The sequence below is a fragment of the Anabaena sp. WA102 genome (assembly GCF_001277295.1).
Taxonomy (GTDB): Bacteria; Cyanobacteriota; Cyanobacteriia; order Cyanobacteriales; family Nostocaceae; genus Dolichospermum; species Dolichospermum heterosporum.
This window is the reverse complement of sequence record NZ_CP011456.1, coordinates 1,443,164-1,468,671: the sequence shown is the minus strand read 5'-3', so window position 1 is coordinate 1,468,671 and position 25,508 is coordinate 1,443,164. Positions and strand designations below refer to the sequence as shown.

General features: G+C 39.8%; 21 protein-coding genes. 6 read left to right on the top strand and 15 right to left on the bottom strand.

Annotated elements, in window-relative coordinates; translation table 11 throughout:
- Nucleotides 1-90: 90 nt before the first annotated feature.
- From AA650_RS06275 to kdpA, 6 genes are all read right to left on the bottom strand, one after another.
- Nucleotides 91-558 (bottom strand): hypothetical protein, encoded by a 468-nt coding sequence (locus AA650_RS06275; RefSeq protein ID WP_027402023.1) that lies wholly within the window; start codon nucleotides 556-558, stop codon nucleotides 91-93.
- 84 nt (nucleotides 559-642) lie between these two features.
- A complete protein-coding gene (locus tag AA650_RS06270; RefSeq protein WP_053538396.1) occupies nucleotides 643-1,794 on the bottom strand; it encodes an anhydro-N-acetylmuramic acid kinase in 1,152 nt (383 codons plus the stop codon).
- 395 nt (nucleotides 1,795-2,189) lie between these two features.
- Nucleotides 2,190-2,780 carry a K(+)-transporting ATPase subunit C gene (gene kdpC, locus AA650_RS06265; protein ID WP_053538395.1) on the bottom strand — a complete coding sequence of 197 codons (591 nt, stop codon included), beginning with the start codon at nucleotides 2,778-2,780 and terminating at the stop codon, nucleotides 2,190-2,192.
- A 159-nt stretch (nucleotides 2,781-2,939) separates the two neighbouring features.
- Nucleotides 2,940-3,077 (bottom strand): potassium-transporting ATPase subunit F, encoded by a 138-nt coding sequence (locus AA650_RS27650; protein WP_160290050.1) that lies wholly within the window; start codon nucleotides 3,075-3,077, stop codon nucleotides 2,940-2,942.
- Between the two features lie 403 nt (nucleotides 3,078-3,480).
- Nucleotides 3,481-5,577 (bottom strand): potassium-transporting ATPase subunit KdpB, encoded by a 2,097-nt coding sequence (gene kdpB, locus AA650_RS06255; RefSeq protein ID WP_053538394.1) that lies wholly within the window; start codon nucleotides 5,575-5,577, stop codon nucleotides 3,481-3,483.
- 78 nt (nucleotides 5,578-5,655) lie between these two features.
- Nucleotides 5,656-7,341: a potassium-transporting ATPase subunit KdpA gene (gene kdpA / locus AA650_RS06250; RefSeq protein ID WP_053538393.1), complete on the bottom strand. Its 1,686-nt coding sequence runs from the start codon at nucleotides 7,339-7,341 to the stop codon at nucleotides 5,656-5,658.
- A 159-nt stretch (nucleotides 7,342-7,500) separates the two neighbouring features.
- Here kdpA and AA650_RS06245 point away from each other — a divergent pair, with 159 nt between their 5' ends.
- Nucleotides 7,501-8,235, top strand: coding sequence for a DUF1995 family protein (locus tag AA650_RS06245; RefSeq protein WP_053538392.1), 735 nt, complete (start codon nucleotides 7,501-7,503; stop codon nucleotides 8,233-8,235).
- A gap of 87 nt (nucleotides 8,236-8,322) precedes the next feature.
- Nucleotides 8,323-9,495, top strand: coding sequence for a DNA polymerase III subunit beta (gene dnaN / locus AA650_RS06240; RefSeq protein WP_053541206.1), 1,173 nt, complete (start codon nucleotides 8,323-8,325; stop codon nucleotides 9,493-9,495).
- A gap of 363 nt (nucleotides 9,496-9,858) precedes the next feature.
- On the opposite strand, the gene psbV is transcribed toward dnaN, so the two are convergent.
- Together psbV and AA650_RS06230 are read right to left on the bottom strand one after the other, a co-directional pair.
- On the bottom strand, nucleotides 9,859-10,350 hold the full coding sequence (gene psbV / locus AA650_RS06235) for a photosystem II cytochrome c-550 (RefSeq protein WP_053538391.1): 492 nt from the start codon (nucleotides 10,348-10,350) through the stop codon (nucleotides 9,859-9,861).
- Nucleotides 10,351-10,527: 177 nt separating this feature from the next.
- Complete coding sequence (locus AA650_RS06230) at nucleotides 10,528-10,968, bottom strand: hypothetical protein (protein WP_053538390.1); 441 nt, start codon at nucleotides 10,966-10,968, stop codon at nucleotides 10,528-10,530.
- 369 nt (nucleotides 10,969-11,337) lie between these two features.
- Here AA650_RS06230 and AA650_RS06225 point away from each other — a divergent pair, with 369 nt between their 5' ends.
- Nucleotides 11,338-12,180: a lysophospholipid acyltransferase family protein gene (locus AA650_RS06225; protein ID WP_053538389.1), complete on the top strand. Its 843-nt coding sequence runs from the start codon at nucleotides 11,338-11,340 to the stop codon at nucleotides 12,178-12,180.
- A gap of 34 nt (nucleotides 12,181-12,214) precedes the next feature.
- Here AA650_RS06225 and AA650_RS06220 read toward each other — a convergent pair whose 3' ends face one another.
- On the bottom strand, nucleotides 12,215-12,940 hold the full coding sequence (locus AA650_RS06220; RefSeq protein ID WP_053538388.1) for a DevA family ABC transporter ATP-binding protein: 726 nt from the start codon (nucleotides 12,938-12,940) through the stop codon (nucleotides 12,215-12,217).
- Between the two features lie 577 nt (nucleotides 12,941-13,517).
- A complete protein-coding gene (locus AA650_RS06215; RefSeq protein WP_053538387.1) occupies nucleotides 13,518-15,368 on the bottom strand; it encodes a chloride channel protein in 1,851 nt (616 codons plus the stop codon).
- Nucleotides 15,369-15,736: 368 nt separating this feature from the next.
- On the opposite strand from AA650_RS06215, the gene AA650_RS06210 reads away from it, so the two are divergent.
- The gene (locus AA650_RS06210; RefSeq protein WP_053538386.1) at nucleotides 15,737-16,114 is read left to right on the top strand and encodes a hypothetical protein; all 378 of its coding nucleotides are present in this window, start codon (nucleotides 15,737-15,739) and stop codon (nucleotides 16,112-16,114) included.
- 491 nt (nucleotides 16,115-16,605) lie between these two features.
- On the opposite strand, the gene AA650_RS06205 is transcribed toward AA650_RS06210, so the two are convergent.
- The gene (locus tag AA650_RS06205) at nucleotides 16,606-18,219 is read right to left on the bottom strand and encodes an ArnT family glycosyltransferase (protein WP_053538385.1); all 1,614 of its coding nucleotides are present in this window, start codon (nucleotides 18,217-18,219) and stop codon (nucleotides 16,606-16,608) included.
- Between the two features lie 257 nt (nucleotides 18,220-18,476).
- Here AA650_RS06205 and AA650_RS06200 point away from each other — a divergent pair, with 257 nt between their 5' ends.
- Nucleotides 18,477-20,003, top strand: coding sequence for a hypothetical protein (locus tag AA650_RS06200; RefSeq protein ID WP_053538384.1), 1,527 nt, complete (start codon nucleotides 18,477-18,479; stop codon nucleotides 20,001-20,003).
- A gap of 49 nt (nucleotides 20,004-20,052) precedes the next feature.
- Here the strand turns inward: AA650_RS06200 and AA650_RS06195 are convergent, their stop codons facing one another.
- Nucleotides 20,053-21,345 (bottom strand): recombinase family protein, encoded by a 1,293-nt coding sequence (locus AA650_RS06195; protein ID WP_053538383.1) that lies wholly within the window; start codon nucleotides 21,343-21,345, stop codon nucleotides 20,053-20,055.
- 231 nt (nucleotides 21,346-21,576) lie between these two features.
- Between AA650_RS06195 and AA650_RS06190 the strand changes: the two genes are divergently transcribed.
- Nucleotides 21,577-22,950, top strand: a complete 1,374-nt coding sequence (locus AA650_RS06190; RefSeq protein ID WP_053538382.1) for an MFS transporter — start codon at nucleotides 21,577-21,579, stop codon at nucleotides 22,948-22,950.
- 200 nt (nucleotides 22,951-23,150) lie between these two features.
- On the opposite strand, the gene accD is transcribed toward AA650_RS06190, so the two are convergent.
- The 3 genes from accD to AA650_RS06175 all read right to left on the bottom strand — a co-directional run bounded on the left by accD (nucleotide 23,151) and on the right by AA650_RS06175 (nucleotide 25,452).
- The gene (accD, locus tag AA650_RS06185) at nucleotides 23,151-24,104 is read right to left on the bottom strand and encodes an acetyl-CoA carboxylase, carboxyltransferase subunit beta (protein ID WP_053538381.1); all 954 of its coding nucleotides are present in this window, start codon (nucleotides 24,102-24,104) and stop codon (nucleotides 23,151-23,153) included.
- Between the two features lie 239 nt (nucleotides 24,105-24,343).
- On the bottom strand, nucleotides 24,344-25,165 hold the full coding sequence (locus AA650_RS06180) for a prepilin peptidase (RefSeq protein ID WP_053538380.1): 822 nt from the start codon (nucleotides 25,163-25,165) through the stop codon (nucleotides 24,344-24,346).
- A gap of 26 nt (nucleotides 25,166-25,191) precedes the next feature.
- Nucleotides 25,192-25,452 (bottom strand): hypothetical protein, encoded by a 261-nt coding sequence (locus AA650_RS06175; RefSeq protein WP_027402002.1) that lies wholly within the window; start codon nucleotides 25,450-25,452, stop codon nucleotides 25,192-25,194.
- Nucleotides 25,453-25,508: the final 56 nt, after the last annotated feature.

Below are 25,508 nucleotides of genomic sequence, written 5' to 3'. Positions count from 1 at the left end.
TACTCTTGCCTCTTGCCTCTTGCCTCTTGCCTCTTGCCTCTCTGCTCCTTACCGCCTGATACCAAGGACAATTATTTACATCCCACTTACTTAATGTAATTGGCGTTCTAGACTAGCTTCCATTGTGCTATCTAAAAAATGACCAACAAGAATGCCACTAGTTAGATAATATTGATTATCATTAATTCGATGTAGGGTTTCAAAACCACTCTGTCTCTGACGGTGGCGAAGGTCAGTGGAGCTATCTCCGAGTACCCAATAACGCTGAACAATTGTATTTGGACAAATCCAGCCTTCACCTTCTATTTGTCCGAGGTAATTATGTTGAAGCAGAAAAGTATACTGCCGATCTCCTTCATGAAGTCGTCCTTTATACTGGAAAGAAATTTCTGGGCGATCGCTGTTAGGAAAGATTAATTTTGTAGCCATAGAGAACCAATTATCTCGATTCCAAACCACTAATGTTAAACCTTTCAAGGGAATTGGTTGACTATTGCGCTCCAACCAACTACCTTGGATCACCCACCGTCCTGGTTCTAATAAAAAAGTATGTCCCACCTGCTAAATCCCTTGTTTTAATCCAGCACAGTCGAAGTTTAGAAATACTTGCTAACATAGTATTTTGAGAGACAAGAGACTAAATTAGCGATAATTATCGTGAATTTCTCCTAAAAGCATCTCTTGATATGCTCCTGTGACTGCGGGTAAGTTACCAGGAATATTGATGTTTCGCCAGTATGCTAAAACCGCAAAAGCGATCGCTTCTTTAAATGCAGCACTTAAGCCAAACTCATCTGTAGTTGACACTGGAACATTCCCTAACAGCAACTGTAAGCGATTTTTCAAGTAACTATTACGACTGCCACCACCACATAATATTACCTTATGTGGTCTTCTGGGGAGAAAATTATCATAACTATGGACAATAGAAACTGCCGTTAATTCTGTGATAGTTGCTAAAAAATCTGCGGAATTAAGTTGGTAGGGTTGGGCATCCTGTAAACAATCATGCAAGTAGGTAATCCCAAATAACTCCCGTCCAGTGGATTTAGGTGGTGGTAAATGGAAATATTCGTGACTTAGCCATTGTTCCACCAAGGGGTAACAGGGTGTACCACTGGCTGCCCAATCACCATTATTATCATAGCTTTTAGTGCCACTTGTAAAATGCTGGACGGCTAGATCCAATAAACTATTACCTGGACCTGTATCCCAGCCGCGAATTTGCGACAACCAATCATCACTACGGGCGGGAAGATACGTAACATTACCAATACCCCCAATATTTTGAATACAACGTTTTTCCTGGGGATGACTGAGTAAATAGGCATCTACTTTAGGAACAAGGGGCGCACCATGACCATAAGCAGCTATATCTGCTATTCGGAAATTACTGACAGTAGTAATACCTGTTAAATGGGCAATCATCGCGCCCCGTCCCAGTTGGCAGCTATAACCCAGTTCTTCTAGTCCTTGGGGTGGACGATGGTAAACAGTTTGACCATGAGAACCGATGAGAGTGGCTCTGTGATGACCAATTTGAATATGTTGAGCAGCTTGGGCAAAATTATGAGCGATCGCATCATCTATGGCGGCTACATCTGCCATTGACATCGCAGTACCAGCCCCAAGCCCTAGAATATGTTCTCTGAGTTGAGGGGAGTAGGGATAGGTTTCCCCTGCCAGTAATTCCACCTTCAGATCCAAATCTCCACCAGAAATTTCTACTAAAGCGGTATCTATCCCATCTACAGAGGTACCACTCATTAAACCAATCACACGAGTCGGTTGCATTGACTCAAATACTTTTATGAATTTGCGATCGTAGTGTAATTGATCCTATTACCCATGTCAAAACAATACTTCTACTATGCTTGAACTTAAAAATCCCTTGTTATGTAAGGCTTGACCATACAACCTATAATGATTGTTCCTTCCTGCTACCTCCTGAATGGGCGCAAGCCCTGCGCCCCTACATTTTATACCACGCTTCATTATCAGCAACCCCTAAGAGGGTGTTTGAAAAGTCATGATTGCTGTATCAAATATTTTACCCCTCCCTAACCCTCCCCTTATAAAGGGGAGGGAACTAGATTTCTATTCTTACCCCCCTTTACAAGGGGAAAGGAGGTAACAATGTGATGAAAATTACGGCATACCACTTTTCAAACAAGCCTTAACTAATTTTGCTAACGATTAATATCTTGTAAATCCAAAGCATAATTTAAACGTAAAATATTTACCCCTGGTTCACCAAAAATCCCTAAAAACCTGCCATCAAAATACTTATTAATCAACGGAATAATATCATCTTCCTTAATACCCCGTGCCTGTGCCACTCTCTCTATTTGTTGTCGTACTGCTTTTAAAGAAATATGCGGGTCTAAACCAGAACCTGACGTATAAATCAAATCACCCACAGGTTGTTTATCCTGATTCTGTAATTCCTCCACCTGCTTGAGAATACGTTCTTTAAGTTCTGGATTAGTGGGAGCGAGATTACTACCTCCAGAAATACCAGTCGGTTGAGCTTTTTTACCTTGACTATATCTAACAGCGCTGGGACGACCATGAAAATAACGATCAGATGTAAATCCTTGACCAATTAAAGTCGAACCAATAGGTTGATTATTGATATTTAAAATCATACTACCATTAGCTGAAATCGGGAAAAAAGACTGACCGACTAGCAATATAAAAAGAGGATAGACAATTGCTGTTAATAACCAAATTACCAAAGTTATTCTAATTGCCTTGAAAGTTTCTTTAAAAATAGACATAATTTAATCTTGATTTAATCTTGAATTTAATAAGAGGATTCACCGAAGTAGGGGCGCAGGGCCTGCGCCCAGTCAGGATGTAGAAGTAAAAGTGCTGTATGGCTTTTTCTATAAATTTTGTAACCCATTCAAATACATATCGCCATGATTTATCAATTATTAAAATCGTTCTGGCTGAAAAATGACTGTTAACAAATAAACCACCAACATTATAGTAGTAAACCCTAAAACCCCCATTGCCCAAGTAGAAACCCTATCTAAACTGAGAGTAGTATTAGCATAAACCACTGGAGTCATAAATAAACTGAAACACATCACTATAAAAATAGTGATTGGTAATTGGTGTTTAAACTTGGATAATCGAATCAATGGTATCATTTTCATAAAGGAAAAGGGTTCTTCGGTTATTTTTATGGAAACCCTGGTTCAAAATCATTGAAAGCCCTATTGTGTAGGCATTTCATTGAAAATATGGAAATAATTGTTTATAACCCTTGTCCCGTAAGGGTTTTGTTATCATCAATCCTCAATCACCATAAAAGAGACGCAAGAGCCAGGAAAAGGTAATATACAAGAAGTAAAAGGCAAGAATTATCAATTACCTATTCACGTAATTACACCAGAATTCACCGAGTCAGGAGTAAAACTGTCTGGCTGTGAATATAGATCCTGGACTTGATTAATCTGCAATCTGCTATATTTACGCTAAACCCACAAATGTAATCATCATATCTATTAATTTAATCGCAATAAATGGAGCAATCACCCCACCTAAGCCATAAATTAAAATATTTCTTTGCAGAAGTTGATTAGCGGTTAAAGGTCGAAACTGAATACCTTTTAATGCTAGAGGAATCAAAGTTGGAATAATTAAAGCATTGTAGATCAACGCTGAAAGAATAGCCGAATTAAGGCTACTCAACTTCATAATATTCAAACTTCCTAAATTAGCAGCCGTGAAAAGTACGGGAATAATTGCAAAATATTTAGCAATATCATTAGCGATAGAAAATGTCGTCAACGCTCCACGAGTAATTAACAATTGCTTGCCAATACTAACGATATCAATTAACTTGGTGGGATCAGAATCTAAATCCACCATATTAGCCGCTTCCTTAGCTGCTTGCGTTCCCGTATTCATAGCCACACCTACATTAGCTTGTGCCAAGGCGGGAGCATCATTAGTTCCATCCCCTGTCATCGCTACTATTTTACCCTCAGCTTGTTCCCGTTGAATCACACTGATTTTATCTTCTGGCGTAGCTTCAGCAATAAATTCATCTACTCCAGCTTCTTTTGCAATCACAGAAGCAGTAATCCGGTTATCTCCCGTCAGCATGATAGTCCGTACTCCCATGCGTCGGAGTTGGTCAAATCGTTCGCGGATACCTGGTTTAACAATATCTTTGAGATAGATAACACCGTAAATTTCGTTATCAAGACAAACAGCTAAAGGTGTACCACCTTGATGAGAAACTTGTTGATATGCAACATCTAATTCTGGTGTATCTCTTCCATGACGGGAGAGAACAAAGCCTTGAATTGCTCCTACTGAGCCTTTGCGTACCTCCCTACCCCCAGGTAAATTAGTACCACTCATGCGGGTTTTTGCTGAAAATTCTATCCCCTGTGCTTGTTTGCGGTCTAAATCAAAATTTGCCCCTAACTTTTCTGCCAGTCGGACAATAGATTTACCCTCTGGAGTATCGTCAAAAATACTAGCCGCCAAAGCCACGTTAGCAATTTCCGCCATTGAATGACCATTGATGGGGATAAATTCTTCTGCTAAACGGTTGCCAAGGGTGATTGTTCCAGTTTTATCAAGTACCAGAGTATTAATATCGCCACAGGCTTCTATTGCCCTACCAGAGGTGGCAATGACGTTAAATTGTGCTACTCTATCCATACCCGCAATACCGATGGTACTCAGTAACCCGCCAATAGTTGTGGGGATGAGGGCTACCAAAAGAGCAATGAGAACAGGAATGCTCACAGGACTATTCACATAGTAGGCAAAGGCGGGCAGAGTGGCTACTACGAATAAAAATACTAAACTCAGAACTGCTAATAATACTGTTAAGGCAATTTCATTAGGGGTTTTAGTCCGTTCTGCTCCTTCGACCAGAGCAATCATCCGCTCAATAAAGCCTTTGCCTGGTTCAGCAGTAACACGAATAATCAGTTCATCAGAAATTATGCGTGTACCACCTGTAACTGAACTGGCAACGTCTGAACCTGATTCTTTGAGAACTGGGGCAGATTCGCCTGTAATTGCTGATTCATCCACAGAGGCGACACCCATGATGACTTCACCATCTGCGGGAATCACGTCGCCTGAGACTACATATATAGTGTCTCCCTGTTTTAAGCTGTTGGCAGGAACTTCTGTGATTGTGCCGTCAACGGTGATAGTTTTGGCAATGGTGGCTGATTGGGTTGAACGTAAAGTATCGGCTTGGGCTTTACCTCGTCCCTCGGCTACAGCTTCGGCAAAGTTGCTAAATAGAACGGTGAATAATAAAATTCCCGTTAATAGTCCGTTAAACAGATGGGGATTTTTTTGACTTACTGGACCAAATAATTCAGGGTAAATGGTGACAGAGAAAGTGATGATTGTTCCTATCCATACTAAAAACATCACTGGATTTTTGATGGCATATTGGGGATACAGTTTAATAAAGGCATCTCCTATTGCCCGGAAATACAGTCCTTTATGAGATACCCGCGTTTTTCTGTGTTTCTTACGGCGATAACGGGGACGGGGAGCTTTAGAATGAGAGGTAGTTGCTGAGTTCATATATAAGTAATTGGTCAGAGGCAAGAGGCAAGAGGCAAGGGGCAAGATAAATATTAGACCTATCTTTGTATTTCCTCATTACCTCCCAGAAGCGAGTTTAAAGCCTTCGGCAATTGGGCCTAAAGCTAGAACAGGGAAAAATGTGAGGATGCCTAAAATTAGGGTGACACTAGCAGTAATTCCCGTAAATAGCAGAGAATCAGTTTTTAAAGTTCCCCGGCTTGCTGGACTGGCTTGTTTTTTAGACATACTATCAGCTAAGAGAAGTAGGGCAATAATGGGTATATAACGTCCTGCGAAAATACTGACAGTTGTACTTAAGTTCCACCATAATGTGCTGTCATTTAATCCTTCTAAACCAGAACCGTTATTGGCTGCGGCTGAGGCGTATTCATAAACTACTTGGGAAATTCCATGAAAACTTGGGTTACTAATTCCCGACAAAGATATAGGATAAGCCATAGCTATGGAACTAGGAATTAAAATCATCATCGGGTGAATTAATAGGACTACACTAGCCAGAACAATTTCCCGTTTTTCAATTTTGCGTCCAAAAATTTCTGGTGTGCGCCCTACCATTAAACCGGTGATAAAAACGGTGAGCATCAGATAAATGAAGAGATAAGCTGTTCCTATGCCTTGTCCTCCCCAAATTATTTGTAAAAATAGGTTGAATAAGGTAGAAAATGTGCCACTGGGCATGAGGGAATCGTGCATTCCGTTAACAGCACCGCACATGGTGGCTGTGGTTGTAACCGCCCATAGTGCGGTTTGCGCCCAATCAAATCTGACTTCTTTGCCTTCTAAGTTGGGTAATTCTAATCGCAAAGCATTGTTAATGAGGGGATTTCCTTGTAATTCTCCTGTGGCTGTAACGCCAATGAGAACGACAAAGATGATAAACACCATTGAAAATAATAGCCAGGTTTGTTTGAGGTTGTTGGCAAATACTCCGTAGGTGTAAATTAGGGAGGTGGGGATAGCCAACATAGCGATGATTTCTATTAGGTTAGAAGCACCATTGGGATTTTCAAAAGGATGAGCAGAATTAGCTGCAAAAAAGCCGCCGCCATTTTCTCCTAACATTTTGATCATTTCCCAGGAGGCTACTGGACCTCTGGCTATGTACTGGATTCTCCCTTCTAAGGTTTCTACTAAGGCGGTTTTGGCTAGGGTTTGAGGTACACCGGAGATGATGAGAGCGATCGCCCCCACAACAGATAAAGGCAATAAGATCCTAGTGATAGCCTGGGTAAAATCTACATAGAAATTCCCCAGTTTTCTCCCTGTTAACCCACGAATAAAGGCAATTCCCACTACTAAACCACTAGCTGCTGAGGTAAACATTAAAAAACCTAAAGCTGATGTTTGACTAAAATAACTAAAGGTATTTTCTGTGGCGTAGTGTTGTTGGTCGGTATTGGTCAGGAAGGAAATTGTGGTATGTAGTAATAAATCCCATCTCATCCGCCCCAGTCCATTGGGATTCCAGGGCAGAAATTTCTGATAATAGAGGAGAGCATAAACTACCGCACCCATGACTAAGTTACTGCATAGTAAGGCGCGGATATACTGCCAACCCGTCATATCATTTTTTTTACCCACACCCCCTAAAATATAAATTATTGCCTCTAGGGGCTTGATCACAGGATCAAGAATTGTCCTCTCTCCCAAAAAAACACGGGCTATGTATTTCCCTAGCATTGGCGTAATAAATACGACAATGCACAGCGTTAAAGCAATTTGTAAAAAACCTTGACTCATGTAGTTTGCACTTTATTCAACTGAAGTTCTAGCCAGTTAACACTCAACAATAATGCCTAAATTAGTAATAGATTGAATTTTTAGTGATTGGATGATTTTTTACACCACCTAAATCAATATAGTAGAAAATTAGATATTAACCCAGCGACTTGATAAACTATGGCTGAACTACCAAAAACCTTAGAAGATGCGATCGCTCAATCTTGTGAAGCGGTAAAATCAGCTTTAGCTGATGGTATAACTCGGATTCAAGTTGAGTTATTATTTCCAGAACTCAAATTCATGACGGTTGCAGAACAATTTCTCCCCCAATTTACTGAATACGAATCCCGTCTCAAAGTCTTCTTTGCTGATGCTGGTGCGGCTGCTTTAGCCCGTCGTGATTGGACAGATACACAATTCCAAATTTCCGATATTGGTACTGGTAGGGCTGCATCCCTAGAAGCAAAAATTCAGCCAGAGGATGAAATTTTCCTATTTATTGCCCCCACCTCCGTAGAAGTGCCACAATTAGAAAAGCTGTGTGAACTAATCGGCGATCGCCCCGTAATCATGTTAACACCACGACTCGAAGATTCTAGTGTAGTTGGTATCGGTTATACAGCCAGAGAAACTCGTCGTCGCTTCATTAGTACCATCGAATCTTGTTACTATATCCGTCCTGTAGATGATGAATCTGCCCTTTTCCGTTGCTACCCTGGACAATGGGAAGTATGGCAAGAAATAGAGGACGAATATCAAAAAATTGTTGAACTCTCAAACAAACCCTCCGGTGATGAATTAGACGCGATTCTTATGGGAGGACAAACGGCAAACACTACGGACGCTACACCCGCCAGAAAACCCAGTGTATTCAAGAGTTTGCAAAGGTTTATCAAGGCTTTAAGCAGTTAAGATCACAAAGTAATGGGGAAATCGCTGAATCACCTGATTACCCATTACCAATTACAATTACCAATTCCCCCATTATTTAATTTAAAGATGAAATTAATCTGTTCTCAAAGTGATCTTAGTAGCAACCTTTCTCTCGTCAGTCGTGCAGTCCCGTCCAGACCAACTCATCCTGTTCTTGCCAATATCTTATTACAAGCAGATGCCAAAACTAATCAAGTTAGTTTAACAGCCTTTGACCTCAGTTTAGGTATCCGTAGCAGCTTTAGCGCCGAGGTCTTAGAAGGGGGGACAATTGCTCTCCCTGCCAAACTGCTTGTAGATATCACCTCTCGTCTACCAGAAGGGGAAATCACCCTGGATGATGCCTGCGGCGAGCGAAGCTATCAATCAGGAGATAATACCGGAGAAGGTATAATTGTTACTCTCAAACCTAAGAGCGGACGTTATCAAGTCCGAGCAATGGGCGCAGAAGAATTCCCCGAACTACCTGTAATTGAAAACGCTGAAGCCATTACTCTCACCACAGCCGCACTAATTGAAGGATTGAAAGGTTCTTTGTTTGCTACCAGTTCCGATGAAACCAAGCAAGTCCTCACAGGCGTACATTTAACCCTAAAACAAGACACTTTAGAGTTTGCTGCCACCGACGGACATCGGTTAGCAGTGCTGGAAACTACAAATGAGCGCCCTGTAGAGGGTAGCGAACAGGTAGAGGTGACAGTACCAGCAAGAGCATTGCGAGAACTACAACGGATGTTAGGACATAACTCCACATCGGAAGAAACTGTAGCCGTATATCTTGATCAAGGTCAAGTAGTATTTGCTTGGCAAAATCAACGCCTAACCAGCCGCACTTTAGAAGGGCAATATCCCGCTTATAGGCAATTAATTCCTCGGCAATTTGAACGCCAAGTCACATTAGAAAGAAAGCAATTTATTAGCACTTTGGAACGAATTGCTGTGTTAGCAGATCAGAAAAATAATATTGTCAAAGTCAGCATTGATAATGCCAATCAAGAGATTACTTTATCTTGTGAAGCGCAAGATGTTGGTAGTGGTACAGAATCAATGCCAGCACAAATATCTGGCGAAGATATAGACATTGCTTTTAATGTCAAATATCTGATGGAAGGTTTGAAGGAACTACCATCTTCAGAAATTCAAATGCACTTGAATCAAAGTTTAACTCCGGTAATTTTCACGCCTTTGGGTGGATTAAAAATGACCTATTTGGCTATGCCTGTACAGCTTAGAAATTAGTTTTTGATCCGTCACACAATTTTAGATTTTAGATTTTAGATTTTAGATTTATGCCACGAATAAATTCGCGGGCTTAGATGGTGTTTGAAAAGTCATGGTTGCTGTATCAAATGTTTTACCCCTCCCTAACCCTCCCCTTATAAAGGGGAGGGAACTGGATTTTCTTGTTTCCTCCCTTGATAAGGGGACACTAAGGGGGGTAACAATGTGATGAAAATTACGGGATACCACTTTTAAAACATCCTCTTAAGACCTTTTTGGATTTTGAATCTTCAATCCAAAATCTAAAATTTAAAATCTAAAATCCCGTCAGGGAATCTATTTTCTGTTCCCTGACAATTTGTATGACTGAATCAGGATAGTTTAGTAATAAATTTTACCGCCACCCCATTTAGTGCCAACAACTTTTGGTTCTAAGAGAATGTGTCCGGCGATCGCTTTCAAGTCCTTCTCAGTCAGATTTCGCATAACTCGGAAAATATTTGCACTCTTCAAACTGGGGTGAATTTCCGAAATTTCTGTTGCACCATCATAGGTAGTGGGATTTTTCATATAGTCCACCAAACCTTCAATATTATTGCGCTTAGGTAAAGCCCCTGCTAAGGCTTCTGGTTCAAGTCCCACATTTTGGTTAGTCTTGGTAACTCCACCGGCATGGCATTGAGCGCAAGCGTAATTGAATAGTCGTTTACCTTCTTTGACTTGTTTTAAGCTGAGAACAACTGTATCGCCTTTGTCATTTAATGGTACTGTACGGATAGTTTCATCCAGTTCTAAAGCTGTTGCAGTACCGACAACCATCTGTAATGTCAGCAAAATAGTAGCAACAACAACACCAATTAGTCTTTTAAACATATTTCTCCTCAAAGATTTTATTGAGTCACTGTAATACCAATATCATGTTAGGAGTCCAATTTGTTGCCAAAAATACGATCCCTTAAACTCTTGTAATTTAAATTTCTAGATAGGATAGGATCAACAAAGCTAAAATTGTTGTTGTTTTAGTGATGCCGTAAAAGCCGTGCAAATGTGCTACTGCAACGCTTGTTTTTGCTGGGAAATGGTAAGGGTGTAGTTGAACCTGTCTTGTGACAAATCACCCATATACAATAGGTATTTGCCTGGCTGCCAGTAACCGGAGAATTCGGCTTTGCCACCACTATAACTATCAGCAAGCACACAGAAGCGTCCTCCTGGTCCAGAAATCAATAGTGTTGGCTGTCCTTGACTTTCTACCGTCAATCGTAAATAAGGCAATGGCTCTGTAACTTCAATTATTTGATTAGGAGCGGTGTTAATATTCCCACAGTTACTTTTTACACTCCCTCCAGATGTACCGTTTAATACTAATGGGTCTTGATCAAACTTAGAGTTAATTTCTAATTGTGGGGTTTTAGCAAAGCTGGACTGATTCAGTAATAAGCCCATTGTGAGTGCTAAGGAAGCAATTGTAACTAGGCTCAAAGTTTTCATGTTATTTCTATGCTCTTAAATGTTTATATCGTTGTCAGGTGTCAGGAAGAAGAAGTTAAGTAGGTTGGCGTTAAAAATTGTCGTTATGGAAAACTTGCTTTGGGTAAGGAGTGTGTACACGGTAGCCTCTTCAATAGGGGAATAAGAGGTTTTTTATGTGTTATTGATATATAAATGTCTTAGATTTATTAAGCAAATAATCAGTAATTCTGACAGATTATTTATTTAGACGGGAACAATTAGATTGTGTTCCTACTGAACATTTTATCATTCCAGAGTGGGGAAAACAATTGGAAGATTGCGTTAGGCTGGATGAAACTGCAAAACAGCGGATTGTCTGATCCGTATAAATCCTGATAAAATTTCCTGATGTTCAAACTAAAGCATCTTCAAACGACTAACACAGGGTGGTCTTTGGATCAACGAGATCCAAGGTTCATCGAATCTATGATGCCTATCTTGGGCTTGTTATATAACTGTTATTTTCGAGTCCAAACCAGTGGCTGGGAAAATATCCCAAATGGCAAAATTCTGGTTGTCGGTTCTCATAATGGTGGACTGGCTTCTCCTGATACTTCCATGATGTTATATGATTGGTTGCGTCGCTTTAGTGTCGAAAGACAGATTTATGGTTTGATGCACCCTAAGGTTTGGGATGTGTTTCCACCGGCGGCAGAAATGGCGATGAAGGCTGGCGCAGTGAGGGCGCACCCCAAAATGGCTTACAAGGCTTTGCGGGCTGGCGCTAGTGTCTTGGTTTATCCGGGTGGTGCTGAGGATGTCTTTCGACCCCATGCGATGCGGGATAAAATTTATTTTGCCGAACGGAAGGGGTTTATTAAGTTGGCGTTGCGGGAGAATGTACCAATTGTGCCGGCGATTTCCTGGGGTTCACATGATACTCTGATTGTCTTGGCTGATATGTATGAAATCATGCAGCAATTTCATAAAATGGGGATGCCTTGGCTGCTTGGGGTTGATCCTTTGGTATTTCCCATTTATTTGGGATTACCTTGGGGATTGGCTTTTGGACCTCTGCCTAATATTCCTTTGCCTGTAACTATCTATACTAGGGTTTGTCCGCCAATTGTGTTTGCACGCTATGGAAAAGAAGCTGCAAGCGATCGCACTTATGTGGACGAATGCTATGAGTTAGTCAGAAGTAAAATGCAGCAGGAGTTAGATACTTTAATTCAACAAGCCAATCATTAATATCATCCTGGCGGTGCTTTTGTCGCCAGGTATTTCAACTCACTACATCTTGCAAAGAATCACTTTTTTCTCGGACAAGATGACCGTCTTCCATATAAACAATGCGGTCAGCAATATCTAAAATGCGGTTATCGTGGGTGACGAGTAAAATTGTACAGCCATGCTCTTTAGCTAATTTCTGCATTAGTTCTACTACATCCCGTCCTGATTGTTTATCTAGTGCGGCGGTGGGTTCATCTGCTAGGACTATTTTTGGTTGACTGACTAAGGCGCGAGCGATCGCTACCCGTTGTTTTTGTCCCCCTGATAAACTATCTGGATAGTAATTGAGACGATTTCCTAATCCTACTTCTTCTAACATTTGCTGTGACTGCATTAACATTTTTTTTGCTGACATTCTCGGCTGTACTTCTAAACCCATCCTGACGTTTTGGATTGCTGTTAAGCTACCGTGTAAGTTATGGGCTTGAAAAATATAACCGTTATTTCTGCGGGCTTGGGTTAATTGTTTAGCATTGGCTTGACATAGTTCATTACCTAATACCTGCAAACTCCCAAACTGGGCAGAACGTAACCCACCAGCCAAGGTTAATAATGTGGTTTTACCAGAACCAGAAGGACCTGTCATGATTACAATTTCCCCTGCATTTATAGTTAAGCTAATATTAAATAAAACTTGTTTTCGTAGTTGTCCAGATCCGAAGTAATGATCAAGATTGCAGATGGAAATTACAGGTTTAGTAGAGTTAGTAGTTTTCATAGTTGAGGTTTTAAGGATTTTTTTGCACGCAGAGCCGCAGAGACAACAGAGAGGAATTTTGAGGAATTTAAAACATATCTGCTGGGTCGGCTGATTGGAGTTTATTTGTGGTGCTTCCACTACTGCATCCATCTGATTTATTTGTCCAAGTTCGACAATGCCGTTACCGGATACTACTTCACCCGCACGGCTATAAATGTCAAAAATTACACAATTTTGAGGTGTTTTAACATAACTTTGAGCGAAATTGGCTTGTGCCTGTGCGGCTACGGCTATTTTATTTAAGGTGGCTTTAGACTAGAATATGCTGCATTGTGAAGAGATTTTATCAATGGAGAGCGATCGCTTGATTGATAATCTAGTTAATTTAGCGTTGCTGATAGCCTGCGTGGCGTAGCCATGTTGAGGTATGAAATTCCCAAATTGAACCTTTAAAACTCAAACCTCAGTGCGTCCACTCTTCGAGATCACGAAGCGTGATTGCGCCTTTGCGTGAGACTAAAATTCATACCCTTAATCAGCAACGCCTATGGAAATCAAAGCAATCACGAGAGGTTGCCCCCAGGATATTGACCAATTACCAATTACCAATTTCCTCTATATATTCGGCAGTGGGAATCACTGGTGAATATTGGTGCAGTATCTTAGTGATTGCCGTTAAATTACAAGTTAATTCAATTTGTTCCCTTTCTAGCAAACCCAGAATAAAATCGGGATTGTCTTTAGCTACCACTGGTAATTGATGTAAACCACGTAATGCCATCCGGTCTAAAGCTTCAGATACAGGTTCATCATCCCAAGCATAGAGAATATCTGTAGTACAAATATCTATCAGTTTTTGACTAGATAAATATTCCTGAATTTCCGGCAATGAATTAGGAAGATTTTGGCAGATAAAAAAAGTTCGTTTAATATCTTCTAGGGAAAGAATTCCCACTAGTTTACCCGTATCATCATCAATGATTAAAGCACTGCGGATTCGTTCCCGCGTCATTACTACCGCAGTCTCTAATACGCCTAAAGTTGCTGATAATTTTTTGGGACAGGTGTACATAGCATCTGCTACTAACATTTGCTGCCAAAGTTCTACCTTTTCATCTTTCAATTCAGGTAAACCAATCTGTTGCAGATTAGCATTGGCATCTACAGTTGGTTTGATTAGTTCCACCAACCAAACACTTAAGCCCACTGCTGCCATTAAAGGTAAAACAATGCGGTAATCACGGGTTAATTCAAATAACATTAAAATTGCTGTTAATGGCGCTCTCACGCTACCTGCTAAAACCGCCGCCATACCTACCATTGCATAAGCTGGAGGCGCAGCCATATATTCTCCAATTCCTGGGATGATCAAAGCCAAAAATTTAGCGTAGGCAGACCCAAAGGAAGCACCTAAAAACATAGCTGGGGCAAATAATCCGCCCACAAAACCACTACCTGAACTTACCGCTGTCATTAGCAGTTTTAATACTAGTAAAATGAGTAATAAATTGAGGGAAAAATCTTCATCCTGTAGTATCGCTTCTACAGTTCCATAGCCGATACCTAAAATTTGTGGGTATTGCCAACCGACTAAACCAAGAATTACACCACCAAAAATTGGCTGAATGGACTGAGGAATTTTACCTAATAACGTTAACCCTGAGAAATTGCCAGCAAAGATAGCTTTAGCTAAACGAATGGATTCAGTATAAGTAAGAGAAATTAAACTTGCACCCAAACCTAAACCCAGATAAAGCGGTAATTCTAGGTAACTGCGAACTTGATAAGCGGGTAAAGCAAAAGCTGGTTGTGAACCTAACCCAATTTGAGCAATTAAAGCAGCTACTACGGCGGCAAGTAACACCACACTTACGGCAGAAGTAGCAAAATATGTACTGCCCATGACTACTTCTAAGGCAAAAAATACTCCCGCAATGGGGGCATTAAAACCAGCCGCTAACCCAGCCGCAGCACCAGCCCCCAATAGTAACCGCTGACGCTCCTGAGATACTTGTAATACATCTGATAACAACACCCCAAAATTAGTCCCAATTTCTACACTTGGACCTTCTGGACCTAAAGATGCACCACTACCAAGAGAAACTGCCGCCGCGATCATTTTTGTCACCGGTCGCAGGGGTTTTTTCGCTTCTTTTCCCTGAGAAACAGCTATCAGAGATGAAAGTCCTGGACCAAAATCTTGAGTTCGCCAACGCATGAGGCCAACAATGATACCACCGAGAATAGGAACAGCCGCTAAGGTCCAAGCACCCCAAATTCCAATCTGTCCCATCAGATTTTCCAACATGAAGTTGTTAATTAGCTGGATTAAATAGTGAAAGGTGACTATACCCATACCTGTGCTACTGCCAATTAGCACGGCTAAAAACAGCACTACTGTTTCGGGAGAGGCTTGAAAACGATTAATTAACTGAGTGAACCGCATGGAATATGGGGGAAAGTAGGGTTTTAATCATTGAGGATTCTTAGATATTGATAAACGGGGTATAATGTTGGAAAAATCCGTTTTTTGTCTATTATTTCTTATTGTGGTTCATTATCAGAGAAACTGCCTGCTCAATAATTAACTAACAAAAATCACAAAATATTTAGAAAAAATAATTCTACTTTGTGGTGCTAACAACTTGGGTTAATATTGAGGGGAGTACGTCTTTGGAGCAATTGCATTCTTAAACTCCATAATAGTATTTTGCCAATCACTATCAGTGATTATGGCACGATTACTAGGTTTACAGTAAAATTCAATACAGATATTGTTATAAATAGAATCGAGGGACTAGGTGGACGAGGTAGATGAGTACAAATACTTTTCATAATCACTATGTTACTTGCCCAATTTGCCAAAAAAATAACAGAACAAAGCCAATAAAGTCTTATATTGGTTTGTTTACCTGTCCTTATTGTCAAGAAAAATTAGTTGTTTGCCAAAGTGGCCACTATGTGCGTGATCCATTTATTTGGAGACAAATAATGATTTCGTCGGCTCTCCGTCGTCAAAGCCGACCTTTGGCAAGGATTATCAGAGATTTTATTGTCATTAAGCATCCTTTACTGTCTTTAGTTGTGGGAAGTGCAATTTTTTTCGGGATTATGACTATGACTCAAGACAATATGAGTCGTAATGGTCAAGAAATTCCCCAAATTGAAAAAATGAATAGGGGTGAAAAATAGATTTCAAATTCAGGCGTTGCTGAATTGAGGTATGAAACTCAAACATTCTATTTCTCAAACTCTTACTCTCTGCGTCCTCTGCGCCTCTGCGTGAGAAAAAATCATACCTTTATTCACCAACGCCCAAATTCAATACTATTGCCAAAGCCCTGAAACCCTATTGATAAGTAATTGGACAAAAATATTTACAGTCATTGCGAGCGAAGGGAAGCAATCACAACCCTTGGAATTGCTTCATTTCACTTCGTTCCATATGGCTAACGCCACGCAACGCTTACGCAATGACATTGTGTAATTAATTCTGTCTCACTACTTATCGTCACGATTTTATTGGGTTTCAGACATATTTTGGAAAACTGGCAATAGTATTGATATTTATACGGGTTTGAGCAAATACGGGTGTTGTTTCTATGTTTTTTGGTAAGGTAAGTACGGGAGGTTGCCAATACGGTTCTGGGCAACCACGGGCTATTGCCCCTCCGATAACGGGTTTATAATGAGTTATTTTCTTTTGTAATTAATTGCCAGTCTTTTACTTGGTCTATGACTTTGATGGATTTAAATTGGAGGTTTTCTAAGGTAGATGTGTTAATGAGAAAATAAGGTTGGCTATCATATTGCCAGTAATATTGTAGTTCACCGATAGAAGCGGGAATAATGGTGCGATCGCTATAAAAATCCAAGGAAGGACGATGATAGGGAAAAGATGTATAGATTTCCTTAACTGCTGGATTAATTTTCGTGATCATTGCCGCTACGGGTTTAACGGGATAGGCTGTATTTAATTCCCAAACCCAGTAATTAGATTTCATTAATAATAATAGAGAAATATAACTTCCCCAAATTAAAATTTTCAGAAATTGTCTATCACCGCGTTCTGCTAAGATTGCGGATAAAGTCATAGTTAAAGCTACTGCGGCAAAAATAATCTGTAACTCGGCTTTGTCTAATGTTCTTCCCCCAAAATAAATACTGCTTGCAGAAGCCACTACCGCCAATATCGCTAAACTCGTTACCCAAGAGCGGGGATAGCCTGAGAATAAGGGGACATTTTCCATCTGGGCTAATTGAAACCCAAAAGCTAAAGCCAAACTAGGGTAAATGGGGAATATATACCAGGGGAGTTTAAAGCTAATGAGGGAAATAATTAATAGATAAACACCACACCAGATAATAATTAATTTCGCCCAACTTAAGTTATTATTTTCCCAGGTAATGCGGATAGTTTGGGGGAGAAATATCAACCAAGGCCATGTCCATTTAGCGATTTCTAAAAGATAATACCAAGGTGCTTGGGATGTGCCATTATTAATGGTTTGAATATGGGTTAAAGATGTATTGATGTCAATACTGAAGGGATATCCATAGTGCCATAATTGAAACCCATACCAGCAGCATACAGGTAGACAACCGATAAAAATACCTATCCAGAAATAATAACTTGTCAGTAGTCTGGGTGTATCCCAAAAAAGAAAGACTAAAACAATTGCACCTAAATAAATACCCATCATAGCTTGAGTTAGACAGATTAACCCAAAACTAATGCCTACACCTAAGCAGTAACGTAAATCCCGCCGCGATCGCAAGACAAACCACATCATCACAATTAAAAAACAGGCAACTGCCCCATCTAACATTGCCAACCTGCCATAACGTACCACAGGCAGCATTGTTAAATAAATCAAAGAACTATAAATAGCTGCCCAACGTTGACGAAATATCTCCCTTCCTAGACAATATAAGCAAGGCACAGAAGTTGCTGTCAAAATTGCACCAGGTAGGCGCGTTGTCCATTCATTGACACCACCCAGAGAATAAGCCCCAGCAATTAACCAGTGCATAAGTGGCGGCGTGTGATGATATGGTTCACCTCCCAAAGTGGGGTAAAGCCAGCGCATTGAATCTACTGGGGCTTGCCAAATTTCCCGCGCTACCCTGGCTACGGTTGCCTCATCGCCATCTTGTAAGGGCAAACCTCCAAGATTGATACTAAACAAAATCACCGCTGCTAATAACAATAGGATTAGCCATAGCCAATCAATCTTTTTTTCAATCACACGATGCTGTTTTTCTAGATGAGTCCAAACAAAGCTTCCTTCTTGCATATTCTATGCGAATCTTATAACTGCTAGGTTTAATCACATAGAGATCAAAGCGAATCTCCAATGTTGCCATCTAGGAACAATCTATATTCAAAGACAATGGCTAAATCCCAAATTAGCTCAGTTTCTCATGAATAGAGATAATTTTTTGGCGAAGATTTTCTTATTGATTTTTTAAGGAAGTTTACAAGCATCTTTACGATTAAATGATATAAATACTACCATTAGCATTTAGTCAACTACCCCGAAGGAGAATGTCAATGAACTTACCTTTTATTTTAGATGTGGCACTGGGTTTAATTTTTATTTACTTAATTTTAAGTTTACTGGCTTCGGAAATTCAAGAACTATTGACAACCGTACTGCAATGGCGGGCTGAACACTTGAGAAGATCAATTGAAATTCTTTTAGCTGGTGATGCTCAAACTTCAGAAAATCCTGAAATAATTCAACTTGTCAATAAAATTTATGGTAATCCTTTAATTCAAAGTATTAATCAAGAGGCGAAAGGTTTATTGGCAACTTTACCTCGGAAAGCGACTTGGGCAATTGGCTCATTCTTTAGTCTGTTTAGAAAGTCTAGTTCTAGATTTAAAAAAGAAACTGTGTTTGGTGATCAAAAACGTAGTGCGCCTTCCTATATTGGTGGTGAAAATTTTGCTAATACTTTTATGGATACACTCCAACTGCCAATATTGGTACAAAAATTAACTGAAATTAGGTTGGAGCAATTCAAAGCTGAACGGTTAGATGATGTTAGACAAATTTTGATTCAGTTACAAGTTTACATTAATAACCAGGAGCTATCTAGTGAATTTGCCACCAATATTGCCGCAGATTATAGACGGTTGGAGTTAGAGTATAATCTGATTATTGATGAATTCAAAAAGGAAAAATATGATATCTACATGGTGATAAATAGGATGGGAGATAGCCTAGCTAAATATATAGAAAGTTTTGTAGCAAGTATAGCTGATCATGAATATATTTTAGATAAGCCTTTGCGGGAACTAAAATTCTTAAAACAAGATATTTTTGAAAGTGCAGAAAAAGCCATAGTGATAGGAGGCTTAAAACCTAATATTAATGAAATTATCAAATCTATCAAGAAAGGTAGTGATATTCATGGTGAAGTCATAGCAGCTATCCAAGATAAAGATAGTGAAACATATAAAAAAGTTAAAGAATTGATTGATATTTTGCCAAGTTCTGTAGTTGATAACATTGAAACTATGGCAAAACGCGCCCAGATGAGAGCTAAAAGCACGGAGGAAGGTATTACTCTTTTGCGAAGAGAAATTGAAAATAGTTTTGATAGCTCAATGGAAAGAGCCGGTGGTGTTTATAAACGTAATGCTAAAGGAGTGGCAATTATCATTGGCATAACCTTAGCTATCACAACCAATGCCGATACTTTTCATATCATTAACCGTTTATCTAAGGATTCTTTATTGCGGGAAATAATTATTAACCAGGCTGTAAAAGTAGCACCACAAGACTCTAATCCTTCAGATATCAATAAAATAGATCCTAACGAGATTTTAAAGGAAGTTGAATTACCAATTGGTTGGACAAGTGCTAACGTACAACAGCAAATCAACAGCACAAAATATAGAGTTAATGGGTTGCCTGTTTTCAGTGTTTTAAGTATGATTGCTGGTTGGTTTGTCAGTGGTATTGCTATTGCGATGGGTGCGCCTTTTTGGTTTGATTTACTAGGAAAAGTGATGAATGTCAAAAATGCAGGTAAAAAAGGCAAACAGTCCCCCAAAAGTCAAGATGAATAATCAATGATTCAGATCCCCGACTTCTTAAAGAAGTCGGGGATCTGGTGGTTTAGAAAATAAAAATTATTTGTACATCCCATTCTCTATTTTGGCGGATAATTTGAATTTGTTGGATAAATTCACGGAAGTAAAATCTTCGTTCTACCTCTGATAAATCTAGCCAAAATTGGGGAATGGAAACAGCTTCAGCTACGGAACGCAAATTCACAGGAGGAAGAATTGCTAACTTGGCTTGAAGTTCGGAAATTTCTGTGCGAAGTTTGTAAGCTCTTAATTTTGCAGTTTCTATATCTAAAATCCCCGTTTCTATGAAAGTGGGTAATTGCTGGAGGATTTGTTGCTGACGAGATATATCATTGCCTAAACTATTTTTAATTGCATCTAATTGGGGAAAATTTATCCCGGCGACAGCTAAAGGTAAATCTCGACAAACATGATCAATGGTTTTTTCTAAAACTACTTGGTAAGGGATAGCACGACATTTAGGCTGTTGAGGACAGTCGGTTGCACGTAAATATAAATACTCTTGATCCTGATGACGCTGAGTAACACTGGTGACAATCATCTGTAATTGACATTGATGACAAATGACTAAACCAGCTAAAGAACGGGGCGCACTAGCTGTCCGCGATGGTAAGCGGCTGTTGCGTCGTAATAGTCTATCAATTTGCGCTGCTTCTTCTCTGGATATAATTGCCGCATGAGTATTAGAGATAATTTCCCTGTTTTGATAGGCTGTATCACCGCGATAAACTGGATTAGTTAACCACCGTCTGGCTGTAGTGACAGAAATATTTTTACTGTATTTTTTACTTATATAACGGACGGTAGCACGGACAGAACCATAGAGTAAAAAATATTCAAAAAAGTCTTTAACAACGGGTGAGGTAGTGCGATCAATAATATATTTACCTTGTCCTCTCCGGTAGCCATAGGGGGATTTTCCCGGTGGTGGTGAGGTTTCTAGGCGATTACGAGCGTGTCCCTGACGAATTCGGCGGCTACGTTGTTGATATTGAATTTCTGGTAATAATTGTAGTATTTCGGTGGGGATTTGACTAGATTTGGAGGCATAGGGTTGTTGTGTCGTAATGACTATGACTCCCATTGTTTCTATTTGATTGAGGCGATCGCTCACTTGGGATAAACTATCACCTAATTCTTCTAATCGGCGTACCAGTAGATAATTTACAGTTTCGGTTTGACAATCAATTAATAATTGTTCTAATTGGGTGCGTTTTCCTAAATCTTCATAAATTTTATCTACTTCCCAACCCCAATCATCTGGGCTGGGAACAGTATCTAGGAGTGGATCAGTATAAATATAAACAATAATTTTCATGGGGAGAAATAAGGGAGAATTGGATCTTTTCCTCAATTATTAATTGCAAAAACTCGACTAATCTCCTAATTATGCAATACTGATGACATTTTCTGAGGTGTTTTATAAACTGTGAGTCTGCAAACTGATATTGAAACAACAAACTTTTTGTTGAAAAATACAAAAGCAAAAGATAGCAATTTATCAGTAATTATATCCACTCTCTAATTTGTCATCAATTGACATGATAATATGAATTCTCTTCCAGTTGACATAGTTGAACCACTGGATATTCAGACTTCCAATCTTGACTCTTCACTAATTAAACAGTTTCCTAAGCAATTTACTAAAAACGATATTCGTACCAGTTTACAAGCTTCTGCGGCAGATGCTATTTTTGCATCTATTTTTTCTTTGAGTACGGGGGGAATTTTAGTCAGTAATTTGTTAGTCGAGTTGGATGCTACTCCAGTGATATTTGGAATGTTATCGTCAATTCCCATGCTGGTAAATTTTGTTCAACCTGTGGGCGCTTATATTTCCGAACAGACTACCAGTAGATTCAAGTATTCTCTCTTAACCTTTGGAACTTCTCGTTTATTATGGCTAATTCTGGTAATTGGTATTTTCGCTAATAATTCCAGTGTCCTAAATTCCCAACAATTGGTAATATTAACACTGTTAATTGTTCTTTTTAGTCATCTTTTAGGAGGATTAGGAAGTGCATCTTGGCTAAGTTGGTTAGCAATTATTATTCCCCGCAGGTTACGAGGGAGATATTTTGGGATTCGGAATAGTGCTTGTCATCTGACGAATTTAATATGTATTCCTTTAGCGGGATTAGTAATATCACATTGGTATGGTGGAACTATCCAAGGTTATGGATTAGTTCTATCTTTAGGGACTATTTGCGGAATTATTAGTTTGTTTTGCCAGTATTTCCAAGTAGATGTCAATCCACAATTACAAAATCAGTATAGTTTAAATGGTTGTGAAAGTCCTCCTGAAGATATTTGCCAAGAAAAAACTAATTGGACTAGTATTATTGGGAAGAACTCTAAATTCTTACTATTTCTACTTTATTTCAGTATTTGGATGTTGGCTGTGCATTTGAGCGCACCTTTTTTCAACTTCTATTTATTAGATACTTTAGATTTAGATGTTACTTTAGTAACTATTTATAGCAGTCTTCAGACTGGGGCAAATCTGTTAGTGTTGATTTTATGGGGGAAATTAGCTGATAGAATTGGTAATCGTCCCATTCTCATCTGTGTTGGCTTTTTAGTCGCAATTACACCATTATTATGGTTAGGAATTGGTAATCATCAACTTGACTTTTGGCTATGGTTGCCGCTTTTACATATTTTTACTGGCATCACTTGGGCAGGTGTTGATTTATGTAGCACTAATATGTATCTGGGAATTGCTCCTGTGAGGAATAAATCTATCTATTTTGCCATTGTTGCGGCTGTAGGGGGGGTAAGTGGAGCTTTAGGTACAACAATCGGCGGTTTTATTGCCCAAAGTCCTAATTTTGGCGGTTTATTAGGTTTATTTGCCCTTTCTAGCCTGTGCCGACTATTAGGGCTACTTCCCCTGATTTTCGTCCAAGAACCGGGAAAATGAAGAATGAAGAATGAAGAATGAAGAATGAAGAATGAAGAATGAAGAATGAAATTTCTCCCCTACTCCCCCTACTCCCCTCCTACCCCTCCTACCCCCCTACTCCCCCTACTCCCCCTACTCCCCTACTCCCCCTACTCCCCCTACTCCCCCTACTCCCCTACTCCCCTACTCCCCCTACTCCCCCTACTCCCCCTACTCCCCTACTCAACAGTAGCGGAACTCAATTTCATTGTTTCCCACAAAACCATGTTTGGTGTTGTTGTGGGGAGTGGTTGATGGAGGGCAATTAGTTGTGCCAAGGTAGTTTTTAATTGTGTGCGGGGGACGATATCATCAACAAATCCATGTTTTAGTAAGTCCTCGGCGGTTTGGAAATCTTCTGGTAGTTTTTCTCTGAGGGTTTGTTCAATTACCCGTCTGCCGGCAAAACCAATTGTTGCTTTGGGCTCGGCGATGATGAGATCACCCAACATGGCGAAACTGGCGGTAACACCTCCGGTAGTGGGGTTGGTTAAAATGGGAATATATAATAGTTTAGAGTCTCGGTGACGTTGGAGGGCGGCGGATATTTTTGCCATTTGCATTAAAGACAGCATTCCTTCCTGCATTCTCGCACCGCCTGATGTGCAAATGATGACTACAGGATAACGGCGTTGGGTGGCTTGTTCAATCATGCGGGTGAGTTTTTCACCGACGACAGAACCCATGCTTCCACCCATGAACCGGAAGTCCATGACTCCTAATGCTATGGGTAAGGTGTTAATTTGACCTAGTCCAGTTTTGACAGCATCTACAAGTCCTAGTTTTTCTTGTGTTTCTCGTAAGCGATCGCTATAGGGTTTGCGATCGCGGAATTGTAAGGGATCAGTAGGATGTAAATGCTCATCTAATGGTTTCCAAGTATTAGCATCAATTAATTGGCGAATCCGTTCATCACTATCAACTCGATTATGATGACCACAATCAACGCAAACCATTTGATTAGCTCTTAAATCTTTTGCATAGCTCAGAACACCACACTTAGGGCATTTATGCCATAAACCATCGGCAATTTCCCGTTCTTGGCGTTCTGAATTGGTGCTTCCCGATTTACGCCGATTTGCGAACCAATCAAATAGAGACTTTAAACCGCGTGATTCTTCGTTGTTTGCCATTTTTATTTTATGTAATTAGGTATTAGGTCAAAATCAGAACTATGATTTGGCTGATTAAATGTCTTAACTATGATTTGTGTGACTGTTTTGATTTGGATGATTAGTTAATCATAAAAATCATAGTTTAGACATATTACCAACATCTCAAATCTCAATGGGGTAATAGCAGCTACAGTCAGTATGGATACAGGCTTGGGTTGATAAAACCATAAGCATGAAAAAAGATTTAAAAAATGATCTTAATATCCAGGCAAAAATAATCTCAGATAGTTGGACAAAATAGTTTCACCACAAAAAACAGTGATTACCGCACCTAACGCGAGGAAGGGTCCAAAAGGCATTTTTTGTCCCATTTGGTGACGGGAGAGGATAATTGCGCCCCCACCGATGAATACTCCCAAAATGCAGGAAATAAACCCCGCTATGAGTAAATAACGCCATCCTAACCATGCTCCCATCATAGCAGCTAATTTAGCGTCACCTGCACCCATGACCGTTTTGCCAAAAGCCATAGAACCTAAAAGGGCGATCGCATCAAACAACCATAAACCCAGAACGGCACCGGCTATTCCGGTTATTAAGCGTTTTGATAAGCCCACCGCAGTCGGTTCTGATAGCCAACCAACAGATATTTGAAAGACTATTCCTAAAATTAAACCCGATTTAGTCAACGGGTTGGGTAGGGTCATTGTATCTAAATCTACAAGAGATAGAGCCAATAACCAACTACAAAAAGCCCAATATCCCAGGGTAAAAATTGAAAATTGAAAAACCCAAAATACTATTAAAAATATTATCCCTGTTAACGCCTCTATTAATGGATAACGGCGAGAAATCTGAGTTTGGCAATAACGACACCGCCCTTTTAACCACAACCAACCAAAAACTGGGATATTATCATAGGCTTTTAACCTATTTAAGCACTTGGGACAGCGAGAAGGTGGCCACAGCACTGATAACCCAGTCGGTAGCCGATAAACTACAACATTAATAAAACTACCGAGAGATGTCCCCAAGATAAAAACAATGATACTTGCTGGAATATAAATCAAAATGTCCATATTGTTATTTGTCAGTTGCTAGTTGACTAATACATATAGGACTCAATTTGATTTAAGGGGACAAAGCATTCCTGTGGTAACAGCACTGGGTAATGAGTAAAAATCACCTTACCCCGATGAGTTACCCGACTAATTGCTACCCCTGTAGCTTTTCCTACTATTTCTGGATGGACTTCACAGTAGGTATAGTAAATATGACTAGCGGCTCTAATTACAGTAGGATCAATCAAAGACGGGTGCTTTTTTGGTGAGGTAAAGTTTGCTTGTTCTTGTTGTAAAGCGTACACTATTTGCTTTTATGTAAGTTATAGATTTGCTCTTAGTTTATCTGAAAATTTTCACA

Bases quoted from the DNA above. Each gene is read 5' to 3' on its own strand.
- psbV (WP_053538391.1), bottom strand. From the start codon at position 10,350: ATGTTTAAAAGACTAATTGGTGTTGTTGTTGCTACTATTTTGCTGACA.
- accD (WP_053538381.1), bottom strand. From the start codon at position 24,104: ATGGCAAACAACGAAGAATCACGCGGTTTAAAGTCTCTATTTGATTGG.
- AA650_RS06190 (WP_053538382.1), top strand. From the start codon at position 21,577: ATGAATTCTCTTCCAGTTGACATAGTTGAACCACTGGATATTCAGACT.
- dnaN (WP_053541206.1), top strand. From the start codon at position 8,323: ATGAAATTAATCTGTTCTCAAAGTGATCTTAGTAGCAACCTTTCTCTC.
- AA650_RS27650 (WP_160290050.1), bottom strand. From the start codon at position 3,077: ATGACTCCAGTGGTTTATGCTAATACTACTCTCAGTTTAGATAGGGTT.
- AA650_RS06270 (WP_053538396.1), bottom strand. From the start codon at position 1,794: ATGCAACCGACTCGTGTGATTGGTTTAATGAGTGGTACCTCTGTAGAT.
- AA650_RS06210 (WP_053538386.1), top strand. From the start codon at position 15,737: ATGAGTACAAATACTTTTCATAATCACTATGTTACTTGCCCAATTTGC.
- AA650_RS06225 (WP_053538389.1), top strand. From the start codon at position 11,338: ATGTTCAAACTAAAGCATCTTCAAACGACTAACACAGGGTGGTCTTTG.
- AA650_RS06200 (WP_053538384.1), top strand. From the start codon at position 18,477: ATGAACTTACCTTTTATTTTAGATGTGGCACTGGGTTTAATTTTTATT.
- AA650_RS06180 (WP_053538380.1), bottom strand. From the start codon at position 25,165: ATGGACATTTTGATTTATATTCCAGCAAGTATCATTGTTTTTATCTTG.
- kdpA (WP_053538393.1), bottom strand. From the start codon at position 7,341: ATGAGTCAAGGTTTTTTACAAATTGCTTTAACGCTGTGCATTGTCGTA.
- AA650_RS06220 (WP_053538388.1), bottom strand. From the start codon at position 12,940: ATGAAAACTACTAACTCTACTAAACCTGTAATTTCCATCTGCAATCTT.
- AA650_RS06230 (WP_053538390.1), bottom strand. From the start codon at position 10,968: ATGAAAACTTTGAGCCTAGTTACAATTGCTTCCTTAGCACTCACAATG.
- kdpB (WP_053538394.1), bottom strand. From the start codon at position 5,577: ATGAACTCAGCAACTACCTCTCATTCTAAAGCTCCCCGTCCCCGTTAT.
- AA650_RS06245 (WP_053538392.1), top strand. From the start codon at position 7,501: ATGGCTGAACTACCAAAAACCTTAGAAGATGCGATCGCTCAATCTTGT.
- AA650_RS06195 (WP_053538383.1), bottom strand. From the start codon at position 21,345: ATGAAAATTATTGTTTATATTTATACTGATCCACTCCTAGATACTGTT.
- kdpC (WP_053538395.1), bottom strand. From the start codon at position 2,780: ATGTCTATTTTTAAAGAAACTTTCAAGGCAATTAGAATAACTTTGGTA.
- AA650_RS06215 (WP_053538387.1), bottom strand. From the start codon at position 15,368: ATGCGGTTCACTCAGTTAATTAATCGTTTTCAAGCCTCTCCCGAAACA.
- AA650_RS06205 (WP_053538385.1), bottom strand. From the start codon at position 18,219: ATGCAAGAAGGAAGCTTTGTTTGGACTCATCTAGAAAAACAGCATCGT.